A 13058-nucleotide genomic window follows, 5' to 3' on the forward strand; every position below is an offset into this window, starting at 1 on the left:
ATGACGACACCTGAAAAGATATTGCAGCGTAGTTTGAAACAGTGGGCCGTCCGACTCTTGGCTTGTGCGTCGGTCGCCTTTGCCTTCCTGCTAGCCGTCCGGCCTCCACTTTCGCGGCAGGCCGTCCACGCGGCCAAAACGCCCCTCAATGCTCAGATGATTACCGTGCGCGACAGTGGCGCCCCGATCGGCAACGGCGACTTTGTCGGTTGCTCAACTTCACCCGGACTCAACACCTACTACGCTGTATTTATTGAAGTTCCTGACGGAACTTCACGCCTGACCATTGATCTCTTTGATGCCGACTACGGCTTGGCCACCAATGCTTTCGACAATCGGGTTGGGGGAAGCTCGGACACCCAGTTTTCACTCCGCGACCCCGCCGGCACATCCATACCACTCAATACCGTCCTGTCCGGCACAGGTCTCAACTTTGACCGGGGGACCAATACAGGCACTGGAACCAACGGACCCGACACGCGGGTAGCGAACGATCAGTGGAAAAACTTCTACACGGTTGCCAGCCCGGCGGCCGGACATTGGGAACTGCGGATCGTTCAGCCCGGTGGTGGCGACAGTGGCGTGAATCCATTTGGGGTGGCGGCTCACACCCTCGATCCGGGGGCCAACCGCGACCAGAACCTTGGCGGCCCGACCACCGGGCGCGGACTGAACATGTATTTCGATCCCGGTATTCACCTGGGACCACAAACCCCCGGCCGGACACCACCGATTACCTGGAATTACTATCCCTATATCACCAGTGGCTGTGATTGTCGGGCGAATGAGTTTGACTGGGATGCCACCGGAGGCACCGGCACGATTGCCTTCACCAGTCGCACCGGGGGCTACACCTTCAGCACGTCAACTGTTTCACCGAACAATGAGTGGCGGAGTAACCTCGTTGGTTCCTGGACGACAAGCACAAGCGCCATAGATTACGGCATTTGGCAGAACAACATTACCATCAACACAGGTAGCAACAATCATATTACTTACTACATTGGTGACTACAGCGCAGTTGTCCCCAACACGTCGGGAAGTAATATCCTCCCCGCCGACTGGCGCCGCGGCGATAAGTTCCGGGTGTATTTCCCTGGTGACGCCGGCGCGACAACGGCGCCACTGAAGCCCTACATGACGCAGCGGTTGTTCTACATTGGAGCCACTGGCAACGGTCCCAATCCACCCTGCGCCCCACAGACCTCGTTTTACCGCGTGCGGGTGGACATCGTGAATCCGACCGATTATGACATCGTTTTGGATGGCACAACCATCGGAACACGGGTCAGACGTGTTCAGGCTAACATTCCCAACGTGCCGGGCATTTCTTATGCCAACGAAACCACCTATGGCGGGGCACAAGTGACGCAGGGCACGTTTACCCAGCCGGCGGATGGGGCAACGTCAGGCAGTGTGCTCTGGACGCCGGGCACCATTGCGGCAAACGGTGGCGCGTCATTGTTCTACGTCATTCGGGTGGCACCGACGGTCAGCTCCCCCTGCAATATGGCTGTCACCGGCTCACCTGGCGGAGCTGTGGAAGGGACGACCGCGGTGTGGCTTGATGAAACCGGTAACACTTCCCAGGAACGCGCGACCTACACGTTTGGGCCGCTGTGTGCCCTGAGCGTCAATCGGGCCGGCGCCTGCACCGGCTGCGGTGGCAGCGCACCGCCGACACCAACCAAGGTTGACCTGCGTGACGCTTCAGCCACTCGCTATCCAACGGGGACGAACATCATCACGTGGTCAACCGGGTACGAAACCAACCACCTCGGCTTCCACCTCTGGCGCGACACGGGCGGCAAGCGCGAACGGGTCACCCCAGAACTCATCGCTGGCAGCGCCCTCATCACCACCGACACATTGACGGCCGGACAGCACTACGTCTGGCGCGATGACGACCGGCGACTGGCGCGCACACCGGTCAACTACTGGCTGGAAGCCTACGACCTCGACGGCTCGCGGCAGTGGTACGGTCCGCTTTCGCTGCGGGAGGTGCGTGAGCCGCTGCCGCTGCACCTGCGCAACTCACCGCTGCTCGGACACGGAACGGCATCTGCCGGACGACAGTTCGAGGCGTTGCCCACCACCCAACCAGCACTAACCAATACGGTCTCCTCCAAACAGGCACTCAAGGCGAGTGCCTACCTGGCAACGCAGCAGTGGTTGGCCGGGCGTCCGGCGGCGAAGCTGCACGTGGCGCAGACGGGCTGGCAGCGGGTGACGCGGGCCGCCCTACAGGCGGCCGGATTCTCACCGCTGGGCAATGAAGCCAACTGGCAGTTGTACGTTCAGGGGCAGGAAGTGCCACTGCGCGTTACGCCCGAAGGGATTGAGTTCTACGGCGTCGCGGCCGACACGCTCGACAGCGGTGAGCAGGCCTACTGGTTGACCGAAGGCGACCGGCCGGGCCGACGAGTCAGGACGGAGGCGGCGTCTCCAGCCCTGCGTCCGACGGTGTCCCATTTCACTTCGGCAGTAACGCGCGCTGACAAGAGCGTGTACTTTGCGGCGCTGCTCAACGGGGATGAAGATAACTTCTTCGGCAGCATTGTCACGACAACACCCGTCGCGCAAACGCTCCTGGTACGCGATCCCCTGCCGACCAGCGGCGAACCGATCCAAGTCACGGTGGAGCTTCAGGGGGTGTCGCTGGATGCGCACGTCGTATCTGTGACGTGGAACGGGCAGCCCCTGGGGGTCATCAGCTACACGGGACGCACCGTCGGACGTGGCGTCTGGCAGCTTCCGGCCGACCAAGTGCTCGATGGGACGAATACGCTTACGCTTCAGGCCCAAACGTCCGGCGATGTCAATCTGGTCAAATCCATGACGGTGAGCTATGCGCGGCGGCTGCGGGCGGCGGATGACCGGCTGGCCATTCAGGTTCCGCAAGCGGGTGCTGGGCGCGGGTGGCATGTGCTTTCCGTCGAGGGCTTCACCACGGCCGCGCGGGCCTTTGATGTCACGGATGCCGGCGCGCCACTTGAACTGCCCGTGCGGATGTCCGGTGGCGTGGCGCAGTTGGCGGTGCGTCCTGGACGCCAAGTCATCGTCACGACGCCGGCTGCAATGTGGATGCCGCGCGTCGAGGTCAACCAGCCGTCGCACTGGTACCGGCGCGATCAAGGAGCCGAGTTTGTCATCCTCACCCACGCGACGTTCCGGCCGGCGGCGGAGCGATTGGCGGTGGCGCGGCGGGCCGAGGGTTTGGGGACAGTGGTGGTGGACATCACCGATGTGTATGACGAATGGAGCTACGGCGTGAAGTCGGCCGCGGCGGTGCGTGATTTTCTGCGCCATGCGGCAACGGACTGGGCGCGGCCGGTTCGGTATGCGCTGCTGGTGGGGAATGCGACGTTCGACCCGCGTGACTACCTGGGCTTTGGCGGGAATGTCATTCCCACCAAGCTCATCGGCGTTGGTTCGTTGGAAACGGCCGTTGATGACTGGCTGGGGGATATGAATGACAGCGGCATCGCCCGTGTGTCCGTGGGGCGGCTGCCGGTCAAGACACCAGCCGAAGCTGAACTACTGGTGGCAAAGAGCTTGGCTTATGAGCAGGCCGGTCCGGCTGACTGGAAGCGGCGGGCGCTGGTGGTGGCCGATAACCCGGATGAGGGTGGCGATTTTGACGCGGCGGCAAGCGACGTGCTTGGACTGCTCCCCGATCCGACGCAGGTCACCCCGATTCGGGTGAGTACCCTGGGAGCTGGGGGCGCACGGGCGGCGTTGTTGGCCGGACTCAACACGGGTGCTGGCTTGGTCAACTACATCGGTCATGGTTCGACGCAGAACTGGGCGGCAGAAAACCTGCTGACCAGTGGGGATGCGGCGGGACTTGGGAATGTGGGACGCGCCGGGCTGGTGGTGAGCATGACCTGTTTGACGGGTTTTCATCACGATGTGTACACGACGGCGCTGGGCAAGGCTCTGGTGTTGGCGTCGGGCGGAGCGACGGCCGTCTGGTCATCGTCGGCGCTGACCCCGTCCGACGGGCAACACTGGGCGAACGTGGCGCTCTTGGAAGCGATGTACGGTCCAGCGCCGACGCAACGGCTGGGGGATGCCATTCGGCAGGCGAAGCAGGCATCGGGGGATGTGGACGTACGGCGGTCGTGGACGCTGCTGGGCGACCCAACGCTGCGTCTGCGTTGAGCGACAAGCGGATTGGCGTTGCTTGGCGGCTAGCCTTTGTGAAACATGACACCGTGCGTTACCGCACGGTGTCACTTCTTACGGCTTAGTCTTCGTTGATTGAGGGCAACACCTATGGCTTCCCTTCCGCTTCCTCTGATTTCGATAGCCAATGGCCTGGCACTCATTGCCCTGAGCATCATTGGCTATGTGCTCAAAGACCCATCCAACAGTGGCATGACAGCCTTTATTCCGGGTGGGTTTGGACTGCTATTTTTGGTTTTTGGGGCGCTGGCGCTGAAAGAAAACCTCCGCAAGCACGCCATGCACGCGGTGTCGGCCGTCGCCTTGCTCGGTGTGCTGGGCGGACTCGTTCCGATTCTGATGAGCTTGGCCAAGGGGAACTTTGGCGCGCGCCCACTGGCGCTGGGGCTGCAAATTGGTATGGTGCTTCTGTGCGGTGAGATGCTGGCGTTGTGCGTCAACTCGTTCATTCAGGCGCGCCGGCGACGTGAACGAGAAGCGGCGGGATGATGCGCGACACGACACTTGACGCCTGCCGCCACCTGTTTCTTGCCGGACTGGCCTCAGAGACGACCCGCCGTGTCTATCGCGCGGCACTCGATCAGTTTGAGCGTTGGCTGCGCCCGCAAGGCAAAAACTGGCTGGAGGTCACACCGGACGACATCCAAGCCTTCCGTGATCGGTTGCTGGCGCAGGTGGCGCCGCCGACCGTTGGCGTCCGGCTGGTGGCGCTCCGGCGCTTCTATGCGCAACTCGTCGCCGACCGACTGACGACAAGCAATCCGGCACGGATTGTTGGGCCTTCGACGAGCGGGCGTCGCCGGGCCGTGGACGCCAAGCTGCCGCTGACGGTTCTGCTGACACTCCCGGATGTCCGCACGCTGGTCGGGGCGCGGGACGCACTGGTGCTGCGTCTGTTGGGCGAGGCCGGGCTGCGGGTGTCGGAAATCTGCGCCTTGCGGCAGCGCGACGTAACGCGCCGGCCGGACGTAGCGGCGACCGGGCTGGGACTCGTCGTGGGCCGTGGCACACGCCGGGCGCGGGTCGTTCCCCTCTCCCCGTCACTCAAGGCAGCGTTGGATGCGTACCTGCGACTCGATCTTCCGCTGCGTCAGATGGCCCAGGGCAGCGAACCGGATGCGGCGCTGATTCAGGCAACGGCCGCCAACCGCCCCATCGGTGGACGGCCGCTGACGCCGCGCTGTATGTTCAACCTAGTCCGGCGGTATGGCAGCTTGCTTGATCGCCCGGACCTCAACCCACAAATGATGCGCCGTGCTGCGGCGCGAGCCTCTGTCTGACCATGAATGACCGAGCGCCGTTGACATCTTCTTTGGCTGCCGATGCACGCCTGCGCCGTTTTGCGTGGGGTGTGGTCGGGTGGAACGTCCTGGTGATTGTGTGGGGCGCGTATGTCCGCGCCTCCAAATCGGGCGATGGTTGTGGCAGCCACTGGCCGCTGTGCAACGGCGAGGTCGTCCCACCGGCTGGCCAGTTTGCTACCTTTGTCGAGTTTATGCACCGGGCAACGAGCGGGATTGCCCTGCTCGGCGTTCTGGGCTTGGTGGTCTGGTCGTTTCGGCGTTTTGCCCCTGGGCATATTGTCCGCAAGGCGGCCGTCTGGTCACTTGTATTCATCCTCATCGAAGCGCTCATCGGCGCGTTGCTGGTCAAGTTGGAACTCGTTGCCGACAATCGCTCGGTGGCGCGGGCGGTGTACATGTCGGTGCATCTGGTCAACACCTTCCTGCTGCTCGGCGCATTGACGTTGACCGCCTACTGGATCAGTGGTTTCCGCCCGCCGCGGTTGATAGGATTAGGCAGGACGGGATGGTGGCTGCTGGCGGCCTTTGCCTCAGCCCTGGTGGTGGGCGTCACCGGCGCGATAGCTGCCCTGGGCGATACGCTGTTTCCGGCCAGCTCACTCGCCCAGGGGATAGCTGAGGAGTTTTCAGGGCTGGCTCACTTCACGGTCAAGTTGCGGTGGCTGCATCCCGTGGCAGCCATTCTGTCAAGCGCGGTGATTGTGAGCGTAGCCGCAAAGCTGCGGTCGTCGCCGGCGACGGCTCCGGCCGCCCTGGTTGTTATCGCCATTGTTGCCGTGCAATTCGTGCTTGGACTTATCAATGTTTGGCTGCTCGCGCCCATCTGGATGCAGCTCATTCACCTGTTTTTCGCCGATGCTCTCTGGGTGGCGCTCGTCCTGCTGGCCGCAAGCGCGCTTGGCAGTGACGCTACCGCGTCGGACCCGCTGACGGCACCCACCGCTTATGCAACCACCTGAGGCTATCCTATGCATCCATTTCACCTGGCTTTTCCCGTTACCGACCTGACAACAACCCGGCGTTTTTACGTTGATTTATTAGGCTGCCGTGTTGGACGCGAAAGTGACACTTGGATTGATTTTGACTTCTGGGGACACCAAATCACGGCGCACCGGGTGAACGGTGCAGTTCACGTTGCCGGACACAATCCGGTAGATGGGAAAGCCATCCCGGTTCCGCACTTCGGGGTTGTGCTGCCGTGGGAGGACTTTCACGCCCTGGCGGCGCGACTGACGCAAGCTCAGGTCACATTCATTGTGCCGCCCTACATTCGCTTTGCCGGGGAGGTCGGCGAGCAGGCAACTATGTTTCTTCAGGACCCGGCCGGCAATCACCTGGAGTTCAAGGCGTTTCGTAACCCAATGAATTTATTTGCCCGGTCATGACCGCGATGAAACTTTCGGGTTGGCGCGCGCGTACCGGACGACAAGCCAGTTTCGCAACGCTCACCAAACATTAAGGAGCACCTTGCATGCTGCGTCGTTCCCCGTTGTTGGCCTATGGCCTTGCGGTAATCGTCTTGTCTTTTGCGTCCGTGTTGTCTTTTGCGTCCGTGGGCGCGCGCGCCGTGGACGAACCCACCGTAGAATCGGTAGTCGCGCAGATGATCTCGGCACACGGCTGGGACAAACTCAAAAACACCAAATCCATCAAAACGACTGGCAAGTTTATCTTCGGTGGGGGTCAAGCTGAAGGATCGGTTGTCGCTCTAGTTGCTCGTCCAAGCCGGGCTTATCAGGAAGTCAACTTGGGCGGCACCAAGCTTGTGCAGTCATACGATGGAACGACCGCCTGGCAAATCAATCCCTTTGCCGGTTCCTCGACGCCGGAAAAAATGGCGGCGGATGAAGCGGATGACTTCATTGATTTCGCCGACCTCGATGGCCCGTTTGTGGACTCCGCCAAGAAAGGCTACAAGCTGGAACTGGCGGCGGATGAAGAACTGGATGGCACGCCGGTTCACGTCATCAAGGTGACGAACAAGCGGGGCAAGGTCAAAACCTACTACGTGGATGCCGAAAGTGGTCTCATTCTCAAAGTGCGCGGCAAGGAAAAGATGCAGGGCAATGAAGTGGAAATTGAGACAGTGCTTTCCAACTACAAAGAAGTCAACGGGGTTAAGACGCCCTATGCGATTGATCGGCTCATCGGCGGCCGGCCCTTCATCCAGATTGTCTGGGAGCGCATCGAACACAACGTCGAAGTGGACGACAGCATGTTCACGATGCCGGAAAAATAGACGTCTCACCAACGTTGAGCTGTACGCCTGACGGCCGGTCCGGCCGAGTGGAGTGCCCTTGCTAGGGCACTCCGGCACAGCGACGACCGGTCGTCGTCCCCAAAAACCGCTACACCGTTTCTCCGAACGAGCCTATGTCCAACTTGAAGCTGTTTCTAACGGCAGCCTTCGCCCTTGGCTGTCTTGCATCCACCTTCACCCTGGCGCAGGAGCGCCCGGCGCCGGCAACCCAATCGCGGCCCACCGCGCCACCCAAGCTCGATGCCTCCATGCTGGGAGCGGTGACGGCCCGCTCGATTGGCCCGGCGACGATGAGCGGGCGCATTGCGGCACTGGATGTCGTCAATGCCAATCCCAAGGTCATCTACGTTGGCGCGGCGAGCGGCGGCATATGGAAATCAGTAGATGGGGGCCTCGTCTTTCGCCCGATATTTGACAAACACACCCAATCCATCGGGGCCATTGCGATTGACCAAGCGCAGCCGGAAACGGTCTGGGTTGGCACGGGCGAGGGCTGGACACGCAACTCCGTTTCCATCGGCAACGGCGTCTATAAAACCACCGATGGCGGTGAAACCTGGACGCGCGTCGGGCTTGAAAAAACCGAGCGCATTGCCCGGATTGTGGTTGATCCCCGCAAATCTGACACGGTGTATGTCGCAGCGCTGGGTTCCCTGTGGTCAGCGGGCGAAGACCGTGGTCTGTATAAAACGACTGACGGAGGGAAAACCTGGACAAAGATTCTCTATGTCAACGCCGATACCGGCTGCGCGGATGTGGCACTCGACCCGCAGGAGCCGGACATCCTCTATGCGTCCACTTGGCAGTTTCGCCGCCAGCCCTGGACGTTCACGTCGGGCGGGCCGGGCAGCGGTTTGCATAAATCCACCGACGGGGGCAAGACCTGGAAAAAGCTGACGAACGGCTTGCCCGACGGCGAGCTAGGGCGCATCGCCGTGGCAGTTGCGCCGTCGCGCCCGAACGTGGTCTATGCCAACGTCGAAAGCCGCAAAACGGCGCTCTATGTGTCGCAGGACCTGGGCGAAAGCTGGACGAAGGTCAACGACACGAACGCCAGTGTCAAATCGCGACCGTTTTATTTCAGCTTGGTCGTGGTGGACCCAAAAGATTACCGGCGCGTCTATAAGCCGGCGACAACCCTGGCCCGCAGCCAGGATGGCGGCAAAACCTTTGAAACCATCGCCGGCAGCACGCACAGCGATCATCACGCCCTCTGGATCAATCCCGCCAATCCCGACCACCTGCGGCTTGGAACGGATGGGGGCGTGTATGAATCCATGAACGGCGGCCGTACCTTTCGCCTGCTGCGTTCGCTGCCGGTATCGCAGTTCTACCACGTCACGGCGGACAACGAGCGCCCCTACAACGTGTATGGTGGTCTCCAGGACAACGGCACATGGATGGCCCCGTCGCACAAGTCCGGCGGCATTGCCAATGCCGATTGGCGGGACATCGGCTTTGGCGACGGCTTCTGGGCAATTCCCGACCCCACGGACGCCAATCTGGTGTACCTCGAATCGCAGGGCGGCAACCTTGCGCGCTGGCATCGGCGCACGAACGAAACCAAGTTCATTGCCCCGCCGGAGCGTCCCGGTGAGAAGCTCCGCTTCAACTGGAATTCACCGATTGCCGTCGGGCGCAAAAATCCGGCGAACCTCTATTTCGGCGCGCAGTACTTGTTTTTGTCGCGGGACAAAGGCGAGTCGTGGACGCGCATTTCCCCTGATCTGACAACCAATGACCCGGCCAAGCAGAAGCAGGAAGAATCGGGCGGGCTGACGATTGACAACTCCACAGCCGAAAATCACTGCACGATCTTTACCATTAGTGAATCTCCGCTGGACGAAAAAATCATCTGGGTCGGCACAGACGACGGCAACCTGCAAGTGACGCGCGACGGCGGGAAAACCTGGACGAATGTTGCGCGCAACCTGCCGGGGCTGCCGGCCCAGACGTGGTGTAGCTGCGTCGAAGCCTCGCGTTTTGCGGTGGGAACGGCCTATGCCACGTTCGACGGCCACCGCACCGGCGACATGGCAACCTATGCCTATCGGACGGATGACTTCGGGCAGACGTGGCGGCGCATCACGGATGGGGATGCCACAGGCTACGCCCATGTCATCCGGGAAGACACCCTGGCGCGTGACCTGCTCTTTCTGGGGACAGAAATGGGCTTCTTTGTCTCGCTTGACCGGGGCGAACGGTGGGTGAAGTTCACCGGCGGGCTGCCCAGCGGACTGCCCATTTACGATGTGTTTGTTCATCCCCGCGAAGGTGATGTGATATTGGCAACCCATGGGCGCGGCATCTACATTGTGGATGATATTTCGCCGCTGCGGCAGTTGACGCCGGAAGTCATCGCGCGCGAGGTTGCCTTTCTGGAAACCCGCCCGTCAGTGCTCAGAACACCAACGCTTGGCCAGAGTTTTCCAGGGGATGATGAGTTTCGTGGCGCGCCGCTCCCCGATGCCGCCATCATTACGTACTACTTGAAAGAACGGCACGTCATTGGTGATTTTCGCGTCGAGATTTACAATCCGGCTGGAGACTTGATCTCAACCCTGCCGGGCGGCAAGCGAAAAGGCATCAATCGGGTGGAGTGGCCGACACGGCTCAAGCCGCCGCGGGTGCCGCGTTCGGAAGCCGCGCCATTTCCGTTGCCTGGGCCAACCGTGCTGGAGGGAACCTATACGGTCAAGCTCATCAAGGACAAACAGGTTTACACCGGGGCCGTAACGTTGGTTGCCGACCCGACGTCGCCCCATCGTCCGGCCGACCGGCAGTTGCGGCAGCGGACGCAACTGGAACTCTATGCCTTGCTGGAACAGTTAGCCTATGTGGATGCGGCGTTGATTGACATGCGTGATACGGCGCGCGCCCGCCTCACGGGATTGCCGGCAGGAGATGCGCTGGCCAAGCAACTTACGGCGCTGGCCGAGCGGTGCCAGACGCTGCGGGCGGCACTGGTCGCCACCCGCGAGGGCGGCATCACTGGCGAGGAACAGTTGCGCGAAAAGCTGGCCGACCTGTACGGCAAGATTAGTTACTACGGCGGGCGGCCGTCGGCGTCGCAGTTGGCACTGGTTGGACCGTACCGCCAGGCGGTGGAGCAGGCCGAGGCGCAGCTCAAGGCGCTAGCGGCTGGAGAGCTGGCGGCGGTCAATGCCGCCTTGAAGGGACGCAACTTGGCGGCCATCGAGCTGCTGACGCGCGAAGCGTATGACCGCCGCCCGTGACCAGACGGCGCGTTCCCGGCCGGAAGTTCAACGCGGGGGCGCGGACGTGGACTGCCTCACGGGTCACGGCCGGCCTGGCGCGCCCCAGACGGAAACGAGGCTTGCCGCTCATCGGCCTGCTTTCTACCATAGAATCGAAGACATCCGGCTTTCTGCCCCACGAAGCCGGAGTTAGCCCACGGCGGCGTGACCAAGGTGGGACAACAAATAGAAAGTGGAGACTTTACATGGAAGCCATATCTGGCAACGCGGCGCGTGACAACCTGCTGCCCTTGACGGTCGAGCGCGTCGCGGAAGCCAACCTCCCCACGGAATTCGGACTGTTTCGCATCATCGGATACCGCAGCCTGACCAGTGACGAAGAGTTTGTCGTGCTCCTCAAGGGCGTACCCAACCCACAGGTTCCAACGCTCGTCCGAATTCATTCCCAGTGCCTGACCGGAGACGTGTTTCACTCCATCAAGTGCGATTGCGGCCCACAGTTGCAACGCGCCATGGAAAAAATCGCGGCTACCGGGCTGGGTGTCATCGTCTATCAGCATCAGGAAGGCCGCGGCATCGGCATTTTGAACAAGATTCGGGCGTATGCGCTCCAGGACCAAGGCGCGGACACCATCGAGGCGAATGTTCGACTGGGCTTCGACGTGGACGCCCGCGACTATACGCAATGCGTCGAAATCCTGCAGGAACTGGGACTGAAGAAAATTCGCCTGATGTCCAACAACCCGCTCAAGCTGGAGGCGCTCCAGAACGCCGGACTGGAAGTTGTCGAGCGCGTGCCGATTGAACTCGCCCCACGGGCCCCGTCAGTCGGCTACCTCCGCACGAAAAAGGAAAAAATGGGACACCTACTGAGCGTCGTCTAGCGACGCCGGTTGGTGTGGGCGGGACGGGCCGACCCCCGGCGGCCCTGTACCGTTTCCACCGCAACCACATCACGTTCTTCCGTGCCGCACCCAAGACCGCGATGAATGCTCGCGCGGCTCTAGGGTGTGGCTTTATTCCCGCCAGCTCAAGCGCGAGATACCACTCGAACGCCTGGCTTTGGAAAGTCGCGTTTTGCCTAGCTTGGCGGTGCCCAGCGCGGGTTGAAGTCTTTGTCCACCAGCCGCGCCCGTACGCCTTCGGCATAATCGGGATGCCGAATGGCCTGGCGAGCTAGCTCGCCTTCCCGAGCAAAGGCGGCTTCGAGCGACGCCGGCGGCGAGCTACAGAGCAGTTCCCAGGTGAGCGCCACACTGAAGGGCGATGCCGCCCGCAAGCTCTGCGCCGCTTGCGTTGAGCGTTCGTCGGTGGCGGTCTCCAGCGAGGACAGTATCTCGGCCGGCGAGCCGTGGGCAAAATGGGTTTCAATCCACTCGTCGCGCGCGATGCTCGGCGGTGGCACCTGCGCCAGGGCATCGAGCGCCACGGCAGCCGGTGCGGCTTGCAGGCGGTCAACCAAGTCGGCCACCGGCGGCGCGTCAAGGTAGTGGGTTGCCAATCCAAGCGCCCGCGCCGTCGCCCCGTCAATGCTCGCGCCGGTCAGCGCCAGATACCGTCCCCATGCGCCCGGAAGCTGCCGCAAAAACCAACTTGCGCCGACATCTGGGAAAAAGCCGATGTGAACTTCCGGCATTGCCAAGCGGGTCGTTGGCGTGGCAACGCGATGGCGCGCACCAATCGCCAGCCCCAAGCCACCACCCATGGTGACGCCTTCCATCAGCGCGACAATCGGCTTCGGAAAGGTGTGCAACCGCAAATCAAGCGCATACTCGACAGCAAAAAACTCGTCACCCAGTTCTGGTTGACCGTCGAGTACACACTGGCGCAGCCACTTCACATCCGCGCCGGCGCAGAAGCCACGCGCGCCGGCGCCGCGCAGGACGACCGACTGGATGGTTTCATCCGCGGCAATGTCGTCGAGCGCGCGGTCCAGCGCCCGGAGCATGGCCGTCGTCAAAACGTTGATGACCTGGGGGCGGTTGAGCGTGAGCAAGGCGACCTTGCCGGTTTTCTCGAAACGTAGGTGTTCTTCGTGCATAGCGAATCGTGTCAAGGCAGCGACGCCGCGGATGGTGGCTCACAGCG

9 protein-coding genes are annotated in these 13058 nt (G+C 61.9%); 8 read left to right on the forward strand and 1 reads right to left on the reverse strand.

Translation table 11 applies throughout. The features are described 5' to 3' along the window. The 8 genes from J8C06_RS11180 (at position 1) to ribA (ending at position 11854) form a co-directional block, all read left to right on the forward strand. Positions 1-4164 (forward strand): C25 family cysteine peptidase, encoded by a 4164-nt coding sequence (locus J8C06_RS11180; protein ID WP_211430246.1) that lies wholly within the window; start codon positions 1-3, stop codon positions 4162-4164. A 114-nt stretch (positions 4165-4278) separates the two neighbouring features. After that, positions 4279-4677: a hypothetical protein gene (locus J8C06_RS11185; RefSeq protein ID WP_211430247.1), complete on the forward strand. Its 399-nt coding sequence runs from the start codon at positions 4279-4281 to the stop codon at positions 4675-4677. Continuing rightward, on the forward strand, positions 4674-5468 hold the full coding sequence (locus J8C06_RS11190; protein WP_211430248.1) for a tyrosine-type recombinase/integrase: 795 nt from the start codon (positions 4674-4676) through the stop codon (positions 5466-5468). Before J8C06_RS11185 ends, J8C06_RS11190 begins: the two co-directional genes overlap by 4 nt. A gap of 2 nt (positions 5469-5470) precedes the next feature. After that, complete coding sequence (locus tag J8C06_RS11195; RefSeq protein ID WP_211430249.1) at positions 5471-6451, forward strand: COX15/CtaA family protein; 981 nt, start codon at positions 5471-5473, stop codon at positions 6449-6451. Between the two features lie 9 nt (positions 6452-6460). After that, positions 6461-6877, forward strand: a complete 417-nt coding sequence (locus J8C06_RS11200; RefSeq protein ID WP_211430250.1) for a VOC family protein — start codon at positions 6461-6463, stop codon at positions 6875-6877. An 86-nt stretch (positions 6878-6963) separates the two neighbouring features. After that, on the forward strand, positions 6964-7731 hold the full coding sequence (locus J8C06_RS11205; RefSeq protein ID WP_211430251.1) for a LolA-like protein: 768 nt from the start codon (positions 6964-6966) through the stop codon (positions 7729-7731). A 134-nt stretch (positions 7732-7865) separates the two neighbouring features. Further along, a complete protein-coding gene (locus J8C06_RS11210) occupies positions 7866-10988 on the forward strand; it encodes a WD40/YVTN/BNR-like repeat-containing protein (RefSeq protein ID WP_211430252.1) in 3123 nt (1040 codons plus the stop codon). A 227-nt stretch (positions 10989-11215) separates the two neighbouring features. After that, positions 11216-11854, forward strand: coding sequence for a GTP cyclohydrolase II (gene ribA, locus J8C06_RS11215; RefSeq protein WP_211430253.1), 639 nt, complete (start codon positions 11216-11218; stop codon positions 11852-11854). A 197-nt stretch (positions 11855-12051) separates the two neighbouring features. Here the strand turns inward: ribA and J8C06_RS11220 are convergent, their stop codons facing one another. Then, on the reverse strand, positions 12052-13011 hold the full coding sequence (locus J8C06_RS11220; RefSeq protein ID WP_211430254.1) for an enoyl-CoA hydratase/isomerase family protein: 960 nt from the start codon (positions 13009-13011) through the stop codon (positions 12052-12054). Positions 13012-13058 lie beyond the last annotated feature (47 nt).

It is taken from the genome of Chloracidobacterium validum (assembly GCF_018304825.1).
Taxonomy (GTDB): Bacteria; Acidobacteriota; Blastocatellia; order Chloracidobacteriales; family Chloracidobacteriaceae; genus Chloracidobacterium; species Chloracidobacterium validum.